Annotated in this window: 15 protein-coding genes; 7 read left to right on the forward strand and 8 right to left on the reverse strand. The window is 66.3% G+C overall.

Annotation, left to right across the window (positions count from 1 at the left end; translation table 11 throughout):
* The first annotated feature begins 257 nt into the window (after window positions 1-257).
* Genes AC0Z2B_RS07115 through AC0Z2B_RS07130 form a run of 4 tightly spaced genes read left to right on the forward strand, consistent with a single transcriptional unit; the run spans window position 258 to window position 4,167 of the window.
* Complete coding sequence (locus tag AC0Z2B_RS07115) at window positions 258-1,097, forward strand: transporter substrate-binding domain-containing protein (protein WP_476295715.1); 840 nt, start codon at window positions 258-260, stop codon at window positions 1,095-1,097.
* A 15-nt stretch (window positions 1,098-1,112) separates the two neighbouring features.
* Window positions 1,113-2,615, forward strand: a complete 1,503-nt coding sequence (locus tag AC0Z2B_RS07120; protein WP_476295716.1) for an amino acid ABC transporter permease/ATP-binding protein — start codon at window positions 1,113-1,115, stop codon at window positions 2,613-2,615.
* On the forward strand, window positions 2,612-3,289 hold the full coding sequence (locus tag AC0Z2B_RS07125; RefSeq protein ID WP_416425005.1) for a GntR family transcriptional regulator: 678 nt from the start codon (window positions 2,612-2,614) through the stop codon (window positions 3,287-3,289). The genes AC0Z2B_RS07120 and AC0Z2B_RS07125 overlap by 4 nt, the downstream gene beginning before the upstream one ends.
* Before the next feature lie 11 nt (window positions 3,290-3,300).
* Window positions 3,301-4,167: an urea carboxylase-associated family protein gene (locus tag AC0Z2B_RS07130; RefSeq protein WP_476295717.1), complete on the forward strand. Its 867-nt coding sequence runs from the start codon at window positions 3,301-3,303 to the stop codon at window positions 4,165-4,167.
* Window positions 4,168-4,229: 62 nt separating this feature from the next.
* Here the strand turns inward: AC0Z2B_RS07130 and AC0Z2B_RS07135 are convergent, their stop codons facing one another.
* The gene (locus tag AC0Z2B_RS07135) at window positions 4,230-4,484 is read right to left on the reverse strand and encodes a hypothetical protein (protein ID WP_473002926.1); all 255 of its coding nucleotides are present in this window, start codon (window positions 4,482-4,484) and stop codon (window positions 4,230-4,232) included.
* Window positions 4,485-4,744: 260 nt separating this feature from the next.
* Window positions 4,745-5,509 (reverse strand): hypothetical protein, encoded by a 765-nt coding sequence (locus AC0Z2B_RS07140; RefSeq protein ID WP_476295718.1) that lies wholly within the window; start codon window positions 5,507-5,509, stop codon window positions 4,745-4,747.
* 262 nt (window positions 5,510-5,771) lie between these two features.
* Between AC0Z2B_RS07140 and AC0Z2B_RS07145 the strand changes: the two genes are divergently transcribed.
* Complete coding sequence (locus AC0Z2B_RS07145) at window positions 5,772-6,998, forward strand: MFS transporter (RefSeq protein WP_416425009.1); 1,227 nt, start codon at window positions 5,772-5,774, stop codon at window positions 6,996-6,998.
* Window positions 6,999-7,030: 32 nt separating this feature from the next.
* Here AC0Z2B_RS07145 and AC0Z2B_RS07150 read toward each other — a convergent pair whose 3' ends face one another.
* Genes AC0Z2B_RS07150 through AC0Z2B_RS07160 form a run of 3 tightly spaced genes read right to left on the reverse strand, consistent with a single transcriptional unit; the run spans window position 7,031 to window position 9,950 of the window.
* Window positions 7,031-8,326, reverse strand: a complete 1,296-nt coding sequence (locus tag AC0Z2B_RS07150; RefSeq protein WP_476295719.1) for an NAD(P)/FAD-dependent oxidoreductase — start codon at window positions 8,324-8,326, stop codon at window positions 7,031-7,033.
* Window positions 8,327-8,361: 35 nt separating this feature from the next.
* On the reverse strand, window positions 8,362-8,784 hold the full coding sequence (locus AC0Z2B_RS07155; protein WP_476295720.1) for a RidA family protein: 423 nt from the start codon (window positions 8,782-8,784) through the stop codon (window positions 8,362-8,364).
* A 29-nt stretch (window positions 8,785-8,813) separates the two neighbouring features.
* The gene (locus AC0Z2B_RS07160; protein ID WP_476295721.1) at window positions 8,814-9,950 is read right to left on the reverse strand and encodes a tyramine oxidase subunit B; all 1,137 of its coding nucleotides are present in this window, start codon (window positions 9,948-9,950) and stop codon (window positions 8,814-8,816) included.
* 147 nt (window positions 9,951-10,097) lie between these two features.
* Between AC0Z2B_RS07160 and AC0Z2B_RS07165 the strand changes: the two genes are divergently transcribed.
* On the forward strand, window positions 10,098-10,919 hold the full coding sequence (locus tag AC0Z2B_RS07165) for an AraC family transcriptional regulator (RefSeq protein WP_476295722.1): 822 nt from the start codon (window positions 10,098-10,100) through the stop codon (window positions 10,917-10,919).
* A gap of 60 nt (window positions 10,920-10,979) precedes the next feature.
* On the opposite strand, the gene AC0Z2B_RS07170 is transcribed toward AC0Z2B_RS07165, so the two are convergent.
* Together AC0Z2B_RS07170 and AC0Z2B_RS07175 are read right to left on the reverse strand one after the other, a co-directional pair.
* Window positions 10,980-11,906: a p-hydroxyphenylacetate 3-hydroxylase reductase component gene (locus tag AC0Z2B_RS07170; RefSeq protein ID WP_476295723.1), complete on the reverse strand. Its 927-nt coding sequence runs from the start codon at window positions 11,904-11,906 to the stop codon at window positions 10,980-10,982.
* Window positions 11,907-11,940: 34 nt separating this feature from the next.
* A complete protein-coding gene (locus AC0Z2B_RS07175; protein WP_473002941.1) occupies window positions 11,941-13,110 on the reverse strand; it encodes a p-hydroxyphenylacetate 3-hydroxylase oxygenase component in 1,170 nt (389 codons plus the stop codon).
* Window positions 13,111-13,398: 288 nt separating this feature from the next.
* Between AC0Z2B_RS07175 and AC0Z2B_RS07180 the strand changes: the two genes are divergently transcribed.
* The gene (locus AC0Z2B_RS07180; RefSeq protein WP_476295724.1) at window positions 13,399-14,703 is read left to right on the forward strand and encodes an MFS transporter; all 1,305 of its coding nucleotides are present in this window, start codon (window positions 13,399-13,401) and stop codon (window positions 14,701-14,703) included.
* 389 nt (window positions 14,704-15,092) lie between these two features.
* On the opposite strand, the gene hpaA is transcribed toward AC0Z2B_RS07180, so the two are convergent.
* Window positions 15,093-15,998: a 4-hydroxyphenylacetate catabolism regulatory protein HpaA gene (gene hpaA / locus AC0Z2B_RS07185; protein WP_473002947.1), complete on the reverse strand. Its 906-nt coding sequence runs from the start codon at window positions 15,996-15,998 to the stop codon at window positions 15,093-15,095.
* Between the last annotated feature and the right edge of the window lie 47 nt (window positions 15,999-16,045).

Here is a 16,045-nt window from a genome sequence, read left to right on the forward strand (position 1 = left end):
GGAGAGGTGAATGGCGGTTCTGCTGCTACACGTGCTTATCAACACTGCTGCCGAACAACCTGCCATTCACCGCTCTCACCCCAGATTCTATTCCCTTCTCTAGACACAAGCTGCCGAAGGCTGCGTCAGCGTCGGTTACGGTGGCAGGGACGCGGCCTGCGGCCGCTGCTACGGTGAAGTTTACGTATTTTGGCACGGGTATTGATTACTCACTCCGCAAGGATTGTTGAACAATCATCTCTCAGCGGAGCTTCCCGATGTCCAGACGTGCCAGCCTCACCCGTTCGCTTCTCGCCCTGTCCCTGCTCGCCGCCCACGCCCAGGCCGACGAGGCCACGTTGCAGCCGCAACGCCTGAGCATCGGCTCGGACCTCACCTACCCGCCCTACACGTACCTGGCGCAAGGCAAGCCCGCCGGTTTCGACCCGGCGTTCATGACGCTGCTGGGCAGCCACCTGAACCTGCAGCCGCAGTTCGTCGACACGCGCTTCGCCAACCTGGTGATGGGCGTCAACGCCCGGCGCTTCGACCTGGTGGCCTCGGCGCTGTACGTGACCCCCGAACGCGCCGCCCAGGTGGACTTCCTGCCCTACCTCAAGAGCGGCGCCTCGCTGATGGTGCGCAGCGACGACAGCTTCCGCCCCCAGCAGCCCCAGGACCTGTGCGGCAAGCGCGTGGCCTCGATCAAGGGCGGTTCGTGGATTCCCAAGCTGGCCGCCCTGTCGAAGGACTACTGCCAGGCCAACGGCCAGGCGCCGATCGACTCGCGTGAGTTCCCCACCTCGCCGGAAGCCGCCCAGGCGCTGCTGGCCAAGGCCGTGGACGTGCAGTTCGAGGACGCCGCGGTGGCGCGCATCACCACCGACAAGCTCAAGGGCCGGATCACCATCAGCTCCAGCACGCTGATCTACCCCGTGGTCATCGGCCTGGCGGTGCGCAAGGGCAACGACGCCCTGCTGGGCGAACTGCGCCAGGGTTTCAGCGCCATGAAAGCCAGCGGTGAATACCAGACCCTGCTGACCCAGTACAACCTGGGTGAACCCAGCGCTGCCGAGATCGCCCAGGCCCTGGGCCAGAACCCGCAAGCCGCGCAGTAAACCGGAGTAACCCCCATGCAATTTGATTGGCATTACGCCGCCAGCCTGCTGGTCAACGGCGACTTCTGGAAGGCCGTGGGCACGGTGGTGCAACTGAGCCTGGAAACCTGGGTGCTGGGCATCGTGCTGGGCTTCGTCCTGGCCCTGGCCCGGCAATCGCCCAAGCGCGCGCTCAACCGCGCCGCCGCCCTGTACATCTGGTTCTTCCGCAGCCTGCCGCTGCTGGTGCTGCTGATTTTCGTCTACAACCTGCCCCAGGTGTTCCCGGCCACCAGCGTGCTGCTGTCCAACCCCTACGCCGCCGGGCTGATCGCCTTGGTGCTGAGCGAGGCTGCCTACATCGCCGAGATTCACCGTGGCGGCCTGCTGGCGGTGCACAAGGGCCAGCTGGAAGCCGGCAAGGCGCTGGGCATCCGCTACGGCGGCGTGCAGCGCCTGATCGTCATCCCCCAGGCGCTGCGGGTGGCGCTGCCGACCCTGGCCAACGAGTACATCACCATCGTCAAACTGACCTCGCTGGTGTCGGTGATCTCGCTGTCGGAGATCCTGCTGGTGGGCCAGCAGCTCTACACGCAGAACTTCCTGGTGATGGAAACCATGCTCGCGGTGGCCTTCTACTACGTGCTGATTGTCACGGTGTTCAGCTACCTGCTCCGGCGCCTGGAGCGCTACCTGGACGTCAGCCAGCGCACGCCCCGCGCGGTGGCCGACAGCGCCGCCGGCACCGCCGTGCAACCGGCCACGCCGGTGCGCCTGGGCGAACACGCGCTGCGAGTGCGCGGCGCGCGCAAGCACTACGGCCCGCTGGAAGTGCTCAAAGGCATCGACCTGGACGTGCGCTTTGGCGAGGTGGTGTCGATCATCGGCCCTTCGGGCTCGGGCAAGACTACGCTGATACGTACGCTCAACGGCCTGGAAGGCCTGGACGCCGGCACCGTGGAGCTATGCGGCGCGCCGTTCCTGCGTGGCAGCGGCGAGGCCGGCGGCGGCCTGGGGCCGCGGGTGCACATGGCCGGCATCGTCCAGGTGGGCATGGTGTTCCAGGGTTTCAACCTGTTCCCGCACAAGACCGTGCTCGACAACGTGCTGCTCGCCCCACGCCACCACGGCCACGGCGCTGACGGCGACCTGCACGCCCTGGGGCTGGCACTGCTGAGCAAGGTGGGCCTGCGCGAGCACGCCGGCAAATACCCGCACCAGCTGTCCGGCGGCCAGCAGCAGCGCGTGGCCATTGCCCGGGCCCTGGCCATGCGCCCGCAGGTGATGCTGTTCGACGAACCCACCTCGGCGCTGGACCCGGAACTGGTGGGTGACGTGCTCAAGGTGATCGAAGACCTGGCCCGCGACGGCATGACCATGATCATCGTCACCCATGAAATGAAGTTCGCCTTCCAGGTCTCCGACCGCGTGGTGTTCATGGAACGCGGGCAGATCGTGCAAACCGGCGCGCCGCGCGAGCTGCTGGACAACCGCAGCGAACGCATGGGCCGCTTCCTCAAGGACGTACAGCTGGCATGAACCTTCCACTTCCCGAACACGCCAGCCAGGGCCTGTCCCTGGCCGACCAGGTGGCCCAGGAGCTGCGCGAAGACATCATCGGCGGCCGCCTGCTGTCGGGCATGGCCCTGGTCGAGGCCGACCTGGTGAACCGCTACAACGCCTCGCGCAACACCGTGCGCGAGGCCCTGCACCAGCTGGGCCGCGAGGGCCTGGCTACCTACGTGCGCAACAAGGGCGTGATGGTGCGCCGCCTGGGCGTGGCCGAGGTGCGCGACCTGTTCCTGGTGCGCCGCACCCTGGAGATCCAGGCCATCCTGGGCAGCCAGCCGCTGCGCGAGTACCAGTCCGACCGCATGCTCGATGCCATCGAGGCCGCCGAGCTGGCCCGCGACCGTGAGGACTGGCAGGCGTTCGGCACCCACAGCCTGCGCTTCCACCAGCACATCGTGGGCCTGCTGCGCAGCCCGCTGCTGGATGCGTTCTTCACCAACATCGCGGCGCAGATGCGCCTGGTGTTCGCCGTCGCCCCCGACGAAGCGAACTTCCAGCGCCCGTGGCTGGAGCGCGACCACGAGATCCACGACCTGCTCGCGGCCGGCCAGCGCCAGGCCGCCGCAGACAGCATGAACCGTTACCTCGACGATTCCGAGCACGCCCTGCTCGACCTGTTGAGCCACCCTACCCGTACCTGACGGAGAACCCCATGAAACCTGCCCCGTTTACCCAAGCTCCCCTCGACGCCGCGCAGCGCAAGGCCATCAAGCCGGTGCTGTGTTACCCGGTCGAGACCCTGCCGCGCCCCGACATCGGCGCCTACCGCGCCGTGCGCGACGGCCTCACGCACGTCAGGACGGTGGTTGTGCCCGCCCGCGACGCCGCCACCTTCACGGTGCCGGCCGGCAGTTTTTTCCGCATTGTGTCCACCGAAGGCCCCCAGGTCGGCGACCTGAACCTGTTCAACCAGCATGACCTGACCGAGCGTTTCTACACCGGCAAGACCCGCGCCCTCAATGGCACGCACCTGGGGGTCGGCGACCAGCTGTTCTCGAGCTTCCCCACCCTGCGCCCCATGGCCACCATCACCCATGACACGCTCGACTGGTACGGTTTCGACGAGTTCGGCGGTTCGGTCCACGACGTGATCGGCACGCGCTGCGACCCCTACACCCACAACCTGCTCAGTGGCGGCGGCCAGTACCACCATTGCTGCCACTCGAACCTGACGCGCGCGCTGTCGACCTCTACCGGGCTGACCCTGCGCGACGCCGAGCCCCATGTGCATGATGTGTTGAACGTGTTCATGTGCACCGGCTTTACCCGCGACACCGGCCAGTACTTCATGAAGGCCAGCCCGGTACAGCCTGGCGACTACCTGGAGTTCTTTGCGGAAATAGACCTGCTGGGCTGCCTGTCCGCCTGCCCGGGCGGCGACTGCTCGGCCGAGCACTCGTCGGACACGGCCACGTGCTATCCGCTGTTGGTGGAGATCTACGAAGCGGCGCAAACACCCGCAGGCTGGGTCGCGCCAAAGGTCAATGGCTACGACCGTAGCCATGGGGTGCAGGCGTAGGACGCCGCCCCGCGGCCGCTGCTAGTAGCAGCGGCCGCAGGCCGCGTCATGCCCGCAGCGCCTCAGCGGCGATGATAATGATGACGACGCTCCCACTCGCGACGGCGCTCGGCCTCACGGCGGGCCTGCTCGCGGCGCCACTGGGCACGGCGCACTTCTTCGCGATGGGAACGCCAGTGGCCGTCACGGCGGTGGTCGTCATACGCCAGCACCGCACCAGGCTGTTGGCTGGCCATGCCGAGCAGGTTCGGCCATGGGTTGGCGGCGCCTTGCACGGCGGCAGCCGGCGCCGGGGCCTGGATGGCAGGCGCAGGCATTTGCGTGGCACCGGCGGCACCCGCGGTCAGCAACGAAAGCAGGGCCGCGAGTACCATCGAAGGGCTATGGAATTTCATGGTCTGGAAATCTCTGATAAGGCAGTTGAGTCTGATGTGTCATTTTTGACACGAACCTCATCAGATAGACCGCAGGGTCAGCAAAAGTTCGCTGCAATCATGAAAAATATTAAATATTTTCAACAGGTTAGGAACTTTGCAGGGGTTACCAGAGTCTATGTAGGCTGATCCCCCCTCCCCGCTCAGCGCCGGTCCAGCACCCTGGCCAGCACGAACGTCGCCACCACCGCCAGCACCACCGCTGCCGCGATCGACGGCAACCCGCCCCACTGCAACATGGTCAGTTCCAGCACCAGGTAAAAGCCCAGCACCCCGACACCGCCAATGGCGTTGCCGCGCACGATCTTGCTCATTTCCTGGCTACCGCCCTGGACGTGGGCGAACACCGCCAGCGGCCAGGCGATGACCGGGATCGGCGCCAGCATGCCGCTGGCGACGGGGCCCAGCCAGGTGGCGCTGGCAGTAATGGCCAGCAGTAACAGGGTGGCGGTCAGCATGCGCATCGGGATCACCCAGCGCGGCACCTGCACCAGCCGCGCCGGGGCAGCCTGGGGCTGGCCGCGGGTGACGATGATGATCGACGCCAGCAACACCAGGGTAACCATTACCGACAGCGCCAGGCTGCCCAGGTGACTCATCAGCGCGGCCATCAGGCCGTAGGTGGCCAGGGCCGCCACGCACGCCACCGGCACGCGCGCCCGCTGGCCCACCAGCACGTAGCACAGGTAGGTGGCCTGCACCGCGCACAGCCCGGCCAGCGCGCCGGGAATGGCGCTCAGCGCGAAGCCGCTGCCCTGCTCCAGGGTCAGGAACAACATGATCAACGCCGAGGTCACCGGCAAGCCGGAGAGCAAGCCGGCAAGGCGAGTGCCCCAGCGGTTGCCGGCAAGGGAAATGGCGAGCATCAAGGCGGGGGTAACGCACAGTTTCAAGTAGAAGGCAGTCATGGCGGGGCTGGCAGATTCATTATTGGGAGGGCCTCCCGGCACGGGGCGCGCAGGGTTCGGCGCGCCCATGCTAATTCAATAAGGGGGCGGCAGACAGGCCATTATTGATAGTGCGGCAGGCACTTTATCAACCGCACTGATGTTTACTATCGAACCCACCGCCTGTCGGCCTGCCAACGCCGCCCCCTATAATTGCCTCCAATCTTTCCCCCCGCTTCGCCCGCCTGCTTCAGGCGGCTTTCCCCACTTGGAACCCAGTACCATGCCAAGCGCCAGCCAGGCCCCTCGCGGCCGTCCCGAACATAACCAACAGAGCGTGCTCCAGCAGTGGCTGGCGATACTCTCCGTCGCCGTGGGCGCCTTCGCCCTGGTGACCAGTGAATTCCTGCCCGTGGGCGTGCTCAACGACGTCGCCAGCGACCTGGGCATCAGCGCCGGCCATGCCGGCCTGATGGTGACCCTGCCGGGCATCATGGCCGCCCTGGCCGCCCCCCTGCTGTCGGTGGGCATCGGCGCCATGGACCGGCGCTACCTGCTGGTCGGCCTGACCCTGAACATGATCATCGCCAACGCCGTGGTGGCCTACGCCAGCGACTTCAGCCTGCTGCTGTTCGGCCGCGTGCTGCTGGGCATCAGCATCGGTGGTTTCTGGGCCACGGCCATCGCCCTCAGCGGCCGCCTGGCGCCCAAGGGCGTCGGCGTGGCCCAGGCCACCTCGATCATCATGGTCGGGGTCACCCTGGCCACGGTGCTGGGCGTGCCGGTGGGCACCTGGCTCAGCGGCCTGATGGGCTGGCGTATGACCTTCCTGGTGACTGCCCTGGTGGGCGTGCCGGTGCTGTTGGCGCAGGTGTTGCTGCTGCCGCGGCTCAACCCCGACAAGGCGATTCGCGTCAGTGACCTGCCGGCGCTGTTCATCAACCCACAGGCGCGGGTTGGCCTGATTGCGGTGCTGCTGATCGGCCTGGCGCACTTTGCCGCGTACACCTACGTGGCGCCGTTCTTCAAGCAGAGCGCCGGCTTCGATGGGCCGACCATTGGCTCGCTGTTGCTGCTCTACGGCGTGGCCGGGGTGCTGGGCAACGTGTTCGCTGGCTTCGCCGCCAACCGCAGCGTGCGCCACACCCTGCTGCTGGTGGCGGTGATGATCGGCACCAGCACCGCCCTGTTCCCGCACTTCGCCACCGGCATGACCGGCGCGGCCATGCTGATCGGCCTGTGGGGCTTCGCCTTCGGTGCCTTCCCGGCCTGCGCCAGCATCTGGATGTTCGTGGTCGCGCCCAAGGACGTGGAACGCGGCATGCCGCTGTTCGTGGCGATGTTCCAGGTGATCATTGCCGTGGGCTCGTTCTTCGGCGGGCGCATCGTCGACCAGTTCGGCACCGCGATGCTGCTGAGCCTGGCCACGGCGCTGGTGGGCGCAGGCTTTGTCACGGTGCTGGTGCTGGGGCGTAGTGTCAGCAATGAGCTGGCGGTGCAGCCTGGCTGAGGCGGTGCCTGTGACGCGGCCTGCGGCCGCTGCTACGCGAAGCGCTCGAACCGGTACGGCGCCGGGTCGATGATGGGCGCGTGCCCGCTGATTAGGTCCGCCGCCAGGTGCCCCGCCGCCGGCGAGGTGCCAAAGCCATGGCCGGAGAAGCCGGTGGCCAGGGTCAGCCCCGGAATCCTGGCCACCGGGCCGATCACCGGGTTGGAGTCGGGCGTGACGTCGATGGTGCCGGCCCAGGCCTGGGCAACCTGTGCCTGGGCAAACACCGGCCAGGCCGCGCGCAGGTTGTCCAGGGCGTCCTGGTTGAGGCCAGCGTTGGCGCGCGGGTCCTGCACGCGCACGCGCTCGAAGGGGCTGACGTCCCCTGCCTGCCAACGCCGCGCCAGACCCAGATCGTTGAAGAAATACTTGCCCAGGGAAATTTTCAGGAAGTCGCGCTGGGCCTTGAGCTGTGGCAGGTACTGCTTGCCGAGCAGCAGGTGGTCCAGGGTCAGGAATGCATCCAGCTTGCCGCGCTGGGTGATGATGAAGCCGCCGTCCTTGTGCTTGCGAAACGAGAAGTCCGGCGCCCCCACGGCAATTTCCGTCGGGCCTTCCATGGGCCGGGTGCGCAACACCGAACAGGTGAGCGGCAGGGTCGGCAGCGACACCCCATGGTTGCCCAGGAAGCGTCGCGACCACAGGCCACCGGCCAGCAGCACCTGCTCGCAGCGAATCTCGCCCTTTTCCGTCACCACGCCGCTGACCCGGCCGCCCTGGGTCTGCAGGGTGCGCACGGCGCATTGCTCGATGATCACCACGCCCAGGGCCATGGCGGCGCGGGCAATGGCGCTGCTGGCCAGGGTCGGTTCGGCGCGGGCATCGGAGGGGGTATGGATGCCCCCCTCCCAGTGGCCCTGCCCGCCCGGCACCAGGGCGTCGATCTCGCGCTTGCTCAGCAGCCGCGAGTCCAGCCCCAGGTGCTGCACCGACTGCAGCCACCCGGCATGCATGGCCATCTGCGCCTCGGTGCGGCCGACGAACATGATGCCCGCCTGCCGATAGCCGACATCGGCACCGACGCGTTCAGGCATCCGCGCCCACAGCCGGTCTGCCGCCAGCGCCAGGGGGATATCGTCGGCGTGGCGGCTGGTCTTGCGCACCCAGCCCAAGTTGCGTGACGACTGCTCGCCCGCGAGCCGGCCCTTCTCCAGCACCACCACGGGAATGTTACGTTCGGCCAGGGTCAGGGCGGCAGTCAGGCCGATGATGCCACCGCCGATGATCACCACCGTGGTGCTGGCGGGCAGTTGCTGGGAGGTGTGCACGGGCTCGATGCGGGGTGCCATGGTCAGGACTCGTCATGCAGAGGAAAAAGGAAAGCCTACTGGCCCAGGTTGAGGGTCTGGACCTGGGCGCGCGAGGCGTTGCGGTAGGCGGTGACCTCCAGCTCCACCTTGTAGACCGTGGAGCCCAGCGGCGGGCAGGTGACGGTGCTGGCCGGGTCGATGCCGCGGAATTTCTCGCCGATCAGGTCCATGACCTTCGGTACGTCGGCCGGGTCCTGGATGAAGACCCGCGAGCACACCACGTCGGCCAGGCTGGCATCCACTGCCGCCAGGGCCGCCTCGATGTTGGCGAACACCTGGTGGGCCTGCTCCAGCACGTCCTCGGGGATCAGCTTGGTGACCGGGTTGCGGCCTGCGGTGTTGGACACGTAAATCCAGTTGTCTACCACCACCAGCCGCGAATAGCTGGCCTTTTCCTCGAACACGGAACCGCTCTTGAGCTTGATGATTTGCGTCATGGTCTTGCCTTCTGGGAGTAAAAATGGAATCAGCTGAGCACCGGGGTTTCCCACAGGTTCAGCTTCACGCCGATGCCCTGCTCGACGGCCTTGCGGTACACCACGGTGCCCCAGGCCACGTCTTCCACAGGCATGCCGCCCACGGACATGATGATGATTTCCTCGTCGTTGCGGCGGCCCTCGCCGTCGCCGGCGATGATCTTGCCGATGTCCTCCAGCTCGTCGGGGCGCAGCGTGCCTTCGGCGATCATGTCCATGAACCGCACGCCAATCACCGGCACGCAGTGGTGGGCGGGCTTGGGCAGTTCTTCGTACCAGGCCTGGTAGAGGCCGGTGTTGTCGAGCACCTTGCGCACGTCGCCCGCTTCCATGCCAGCGTCGAGGCTGCACGAGGCCGGCATGGCCAGAAACGCGCCGGGCTTGACCCACTCGCGGCGCACAATGGGGTAGATCGTGGGGTCGCCCACGGCGCCAGAGCTACAATAGGTAACAAGGTCGGAGCCGCGTACCACTTCTTCCAGGGTGTCGACCACCTCAATGGTGGTGACTTGCGGGTAGGTGACCTTCACCCAGGTGATGAAATCATCCAGGCTTTTCTGCCCGCGGCCCTTGACCTTGATGGTGTCGATTTGCGGGCACACGGCAATGAACGCAGCCACCGTGGTCTTGCCCATCACGCCCGGCCCCAGTAAGCCAATCACCTTCGAATCCTTGCGCGCCAGGTGGCGGGCGCCGACGCCGGGGATGGCACCGGTGCGATAGGCCGACAGCAGGTTGGCCGACATGTGCGCCAGCGGCGCGCCGGTGTCGGGGTCGTTGAGGGTGAACATCAGGATCGAGCGCGGCAGGCCCTTCTCGCGGTTGGCGACGTTGGAGCCATACCACTTCACGCCCGCGGTGCAGAAGCTGCCGCCCAGGTAGGCCGGCATGGCCATCATGCGCCGGTCGGCGGTGGGCTTGGGCATGTTGGGGAACGGCGAGTTTTCCGGGAAGGTCACCATGGCGCCGTGGGAGTCGTTGTTGGGGCCGGCCATGCGGTAGTCGCCCTGGTACAACAGGCCGAACATTTCTTCCATGGTGTCGACGCAGGCCGGCATGTCGGTGACGCCGGCGCGGATCATGTCCTGCTCGGACAGGTAGATGAAATCGATCGTGGTAGTGGACATGGTTTTCTCACCTTGAAGGCCGTGGCGCTTGTTGTGGGGTGAGTATCCGCAGCCGGCGAACGTGGGTATTGTAAAAATCGGACAGGCACGCGGCGCGAATCTTGCTTCTTGAAAACCATGCAAAAGCAGTCACTTGCAGGTTCGCCCATGACAGCTTCACCACTCCCGCAACGCGCCGCCTACGGGCAACCGTGGTTCGTGCTCAATTCCTCGCGCTACGCGGTGGCTCACTCCGCGCACCCGGCCTTGTCGCATTTCTATGCGTTCGACGTGGCGGACAGCGCCGAGGCGTTGCTGGCGGTGCCCGACGGCTGCGTGGACATCATCTTCGACTGCGACGCCACCGCCCCTGCCGCGCGCATCTGCGGCACCACGCTGCAAGCGCAGCCGGTGACCCTGCAGCGCAACCACCATTACTTCGGCGTGCGTTTTACCCCGGGGGTGGTGCCGGGGTTCATCAAGGTGCTGGCCCAGGAACTGACCGAGCAAGAGCTGGACCTGATGGAGGCCACGCCGTTCGCCCGCACCATCTTCGAGCGCATTGTGCAGAGCCAGGCGCTGGGCGAGCAGATCAGCCTGTTCAATGACCACCTGGCGCCCAGCCTGATGGCGCGCACCTCGGCCGTCACGGCCATGGTGATCCAGACCGCGCTACGCCAGCGCGGTGACCTGCGCATGGCGCAGCTGGAAGCCTTGAGCGGCTACACCAGCCGCACCATTCACCGGCTGTTCAGCCAGGACACGGGCATGAGCCCCAAGACGTTTTGCCGGATCATTCGCTGCCAGGCGGCACTGGATGTAATTGGCGCAGGGACGGCAACGGCGTATGCCGAGCTGGCGGTGGAGTTGGGCTTCAGCGACCAGTCGCATTTCCTGCGCGATTTCAAGCAACTGGTGAGCGCCACGCCCCATGAGTATCGGCGGCGGGTGGCGGGGGATGGGTATGCGGGGCGGATCACGTTTGCTTGAGGGCTAGACGCCGCCTGGCGGCAGCTGCTACAGGGTATGTAGCAGCGGCCGCAGGCCGCGTCAGAGACCGATGACGGCCTTGAGCACGGTCTTGAAGGTGTTGATCTGCTCATCGCTGAGTTGGCCGAAAACCTTGTCCTGCTGCTCGCGGGCAATCGTCCACAGCGCCTCGGTTTCATCGATGCCCTTGACGGTCAGGCGCACGCGCGCCTCATCGTCACTGACCAGCCCCTTGCGCTTGAGGTTGGCCACCGCCTCGTCGACCTCGTGCGCAGGCATGGCCACTTCGCGCAGCAGCTCGCAGCGGCTCAGGCCCGCATCATTCTCCAGCACCATCAGCATGCGCGCCTCGCTGGTGCGCAGGCCGGTGGACAGCTGCCGTGGCTGGTAGCTGGCCTGGTACGCCCTTAATGCCTGGGTCATCAGGTAATACAGGTTGTGGCTCAGGCGGCCCTGGAAGTGAGTGCTCGGCGGCTGGCCTTCCTCCCGCCGGGTCATGCGCGTGTGCGGCAGCACCATGGAGTAGGCGCCCTGGTGATACAGCAGCGGCGAGCGGCCGAAGTCGTCGAACTGCACCACCTTGCCGATCATGATCCAGTGGTCGCCGCCATCCACTTGCTGGAATTTCTCGCAGTGAAAACGCGCCGAGCAATCAGCGAGCACCGGCGCGCCGCCCTCGCCGGGCTGGTGGTCGATGCCGGCGAAGCGGTCGTCTTTGGGGCGAGCGAAGTTGTTGGACAGGTCGATCTGGTCGGCGGCCAGGATGTTGACGGCGAAGTGGCTGGCCAGTTCGAACACCTCGTGGCTGCTGGAGCGCTTGTCGAGGCTCCACAGGATCAGCGGTGGGTCCAGGGACACGGAGTTGAAGCTGTTGGCAGTGACGCCGACCGTGCGGCCATCGGCGGCAGCGGCAGTGACCACGGTGACGCCGGTGGCGAAGTTGCCCAGGGCGCGGCGGAAGGCGCGGGTGTCGAATTCGGTAGACATGGCAGGCTCCAATTATCAAGTGAGGGCAAACGGCTCAGACCATGCTGGGGTCCGGTTCCAGCCCCATCAGCTCGCGGCCCAGGATCTGCGCGCACACGTCGTAGTCGGTGTAGGCGTGGGCGCCGGTGAGGTGCGCGTCACGGAACAGGCGCTGCAGTTCATTGGTCTCGAACCACGCCCCGCCGCCCGCCGCTTCCATCAGCCGGTCCACGGCCTGGATGCACATCTTGGTGGCGTAGCCCTGGTTGGTGCGCCAGAAGGCCAGGGTCTCGCGGCTGGGGTAACGGTGGGCCTCGCTGTGCTCGGCGTGCTCTTGCCAGGTCTTCTCCAGGAACGCCCGGGCGGCCGCCACCTGGTGGGTGGATTCGGCCAGGCGCATCAATGCCGGGGTGGCCGCGCCGACCGCAGCGCCGGTGTAGGCGCGCACGCGGTTGCGGGTTTTCTCGCGGAACACCTCCAGCATGCGCTCGGCCACGCCGAGGCTGACGGTGGAGAAGCCGCTGGCGAAATAGGGGCGGTACGGTGAGTAGAAGATCTTGCTGTCGGGGTACAGGCCAAACCCGGCGGACTTGCCTTCCATCATGTCCTTGGCCTTCTGGATACGGTGCTCGGGCACGAAGGCGTTGTCGATGATCAGGGTCTTGCTGCCACTGCCACGCATGCCTACCGCGTACCAGTCGTCACGAATCTGGTAGTCGCTGCGCGGCAGCACCGCGAAGCAATAGTCCTGGCTGCCTTCGGCGTTCGTGCGGCGGAAGCCGACGATGGCCCACTCGGCGTGATCGCAGCCGCTGCTCCAGCCCATTTCGCCGCTGAAGCTCACGCCGCCCTCCACTTCCTGGGTACGGCCGAACGGCGCGATGCTGCTGCTGGCCGTGGCGTCGGGGTTCTCGCCCCACACTTCCTGCTGCAGCCGGGCGGGGAACATCGCCAGCTGGTGGCTATGGGTACACAGCAGGCTCATGGCCCAGGCGGTGCTGGCGCAGGCGCCGGCCAACAGGGCGATGCAGTCGGCGAACTGCGGCAGGGAGATTTCCATGCCGCCGAACTTCTTGGGCAGGAAGGCGCGGTGCATGCCAATGCTTTTCAGCAGGGCGATGTTTTCGGCGGGCACGCTGCGGTCTTTTTCGGCAGCAAAGGCATTGGCGGCGATGGGCGGCAGGATGGCCTTGAGGTCTTCGAGCAGGGGATTGGGCTTTTTCATGGTGCCACTCTGTTTATTATTGGGGGGGACCATGAGCCTGTCGTTCCTGCCCGGTTGGGGGCGGCTTGCGCAGGCTCATTCATGAATGCCATTTCAGTATGTGGTCGCCACCAGCACCGGAAAATGCACGTTCCGGATTGCCGATTGCACTTTTCATGGCACGGCAAAACCAGCTGCCCCCCCCCGTCGTGAAAAGTGCAAGCCGTCCTGTGCAAATTGCATTTCACCCTCCGCCCCCGCCCCGCATGATCAAGACATCAACAAAAACAAAAACGGAAAACATCCCTCATGCGCACCGTCTCTTCCGCGTCCACGGCCCCGGCGGCCGGCTCCCGCTCCACCCATTCATTGATCACCTGGCGGCTGATGCCGCTGTTGCTGCTGTGCTACCTGTTCGCCCACCTGGACCGCATCAACATCGGCTTCGCCAAGATGCAGATGAGCGCCGACCTGCACCTGAGCGACACGGTGTACGGCTTCGGCGCCGGGCTGTTCTTCATCGCCTACGCGCTGTTCGGCGTGCCCAGCAACCTGGCCCTGGAGCGGGTGGGCCCGCGGCGCTGGATCGCCACGCTGATGGTGGTGTGGGGGCTGCTGTCCACCAGCATGCTGTGGATCGATGGCGCCCCGGGATTCTATGCACTGCGGTTCCTGCTGGGGGTGGCCGAGGCCGGGTTTTTCCCTGGCATCCTGGTGCTGCTCAACCGCTGGTACCCGGCGCGGCGGCGGGCACAGGTCACGGCGCTGTTTGCCATTGCCGTGCCCATGGCGGGCGTGGTGGGCGGGCCGTTGTCGGGGGGCATCCTGCAGGCCTTCCATGACGTGGGCGGGCTGCGCGGCTGGCAATGGATGTTCCTGATCGAAGGCCTGCCGGTGGTGGTGCTGGGCCTGGTGGTGCTCAAGGCCCTGCCTGACCATTTCGAACGCGTCAGCTGGCTGAGCGCCGCGCAAAAGCGCGAGCTGCGCGAAGAAATGGCCGGCGAGGAGCAGCGCAAATCCATCACCTCCCTGGGCGGGATCGTGCGCGACGGCGACGTGTGGCTGCTGGTGGCGATCTATTTCGCGGTGATGCTGGCGGTCAATACCCTGGCGTTCTGGATGCCGACGCTGATCCACGGCGCCGGCATCGGCAGTGACGGCCAGGTGGGCGTGCTCAGCGCCGTGCCCTACCTGGCCGGCTGCCTGTTCATGCTCGGCTGCGGGCGCTCTTCGGACCGCCACCGCGAGCGCCGCTGGCACCTGCTGGTGCCACTGCTGATGGCGGCCCTGGGCATCGCCCTGGCCGGTGTCGCGCCAACGCATGCGCCGCTGGTGATGACCGGCCTGGTGATCGCCGGCATGGGCGCCAGCGCCGCCCTGCCGATGTTCTGGCAGCTGCCGCCGGCCTTCCTGGCCAACAACACCCAGGCGGCGGGCATTGCCCTGATCAGCTCCATCGGCAGCGTGGCTTCGTTCCTGGCGCCCTACCTGATCGGCTGGATGCGCGATACCACCCACAGCACCAGCCTGGCGCTGTATGTGCTGGCGGGGTTCATCACGTTGGGCGGACTGTTGGTGCTGCGCACCCGGGCAGCCATCGTCAACCCGCAGTAAACCACCGCGATGCCTTCTGCCCAATGGCGCCAGCCACCAGCCAGCCGATGACAGCCAGACCGTGCTCAAGGTTGGCACCCTGCTGCCGCAACTGCCGGTGGCGACGTACAACAACGTGCGCCTGGTGCACAGCGGCCCGCGGAAGGACATCAGCGTACGCTGGCGCTGTGGTAGCTGGCGCCGTCCTGTAGCAGCTGCCGAAGGCGGCGTCTGGTGCACGCGGTGTATCAGCTGGAGCGCAGTGCCTGTGACGCGGCCTGGCGGCCGCTGCTACAGGTTGCCATGAAAAGTGCAATCAGACCCAGCGAAACGCCATTTCCGGCAGCACGCCCAGCGGCAATCATGGAGCCCAGGTCACACGCCATGCGATAACAATAATGAGCACGCCGTTACCCCTTCAAACCCGCCTGCCGCTGCCGGTATTCACCCGGGGTCATCTGCGCGTAGCGCTGGAAAAACCGGCTGAAATACGCCGGGTCCTTGAACCCCAACGCGAAACAGATTTCGTTGGCCGAGCTGCCGGTGTACAGCAGCAGGCGCCGCGCTTCCTGCATCAGGCGCTCCTGGATCAGCCGCTTGGACGGCAGGTCGGCGATACGCCGGCACACGTCGTTGAGCCGCGCCTCGGTGACGCCGATGCCGCAGGCGTAGCTGGACAGCGGCCAGTGCTGGCGGTAGTGCACCTCGATCAATTCGTTGAAGCGGTGGAAGATCTTCAGGTCTTCATGGCGCGCCGGGCGCGCGGCCAGCGAGTTGGCGCACAGGCGCAGCAGGCTGATCATGATCAAGCGCGTCAGGTATTCCAGGGCCGCCGCCCGCCCCGGCTGGTCGGCCTCGATTTCGCACGCCAGCTCGTCGAACAAACGCTCCAGCCGAGCGATCTCGCCCCTGTACTCAGGCCCCAGGTGCGCCAGCGCCACGCAGGCGGCCGGCAGCTGCGGGCCGGGCGCCAAGGCGGCGTCGGCCTCGATCAACTGCCACACCAGTTGCTGGCGCACCGTCAGCACATGCCCATCGGCGTCGGCCTCGGTGACGAACGAGTGCGGAATGGTCGGCGGCGTGAGGAAAAACATCGGCCCCGACTCCACGAACTGCTGGTCATCCAGGTACACCCGCACAGTGCCACTCTTGACGTAATGCACCTGGAAAAACCGATCGTGGCGGTGCACCGGCATGTTGCGGCCAAAGAACCCGGCCAGGTTGCCCAGGCGGTCGTAGTGCACCTCGGCGTCGCTGTAGCGCTGGTCGTAGACCTGGCCAATGTTGATGTTGGGGATGGGTTGCCTGTCCTTCATGTCGCGACCTCGATGTTCTTGTTATGGCGTGGCTGGCCGGCCCGCAC

The organism is Pseudomonas sp. GYB4201, from assembly GCF_056312595.1.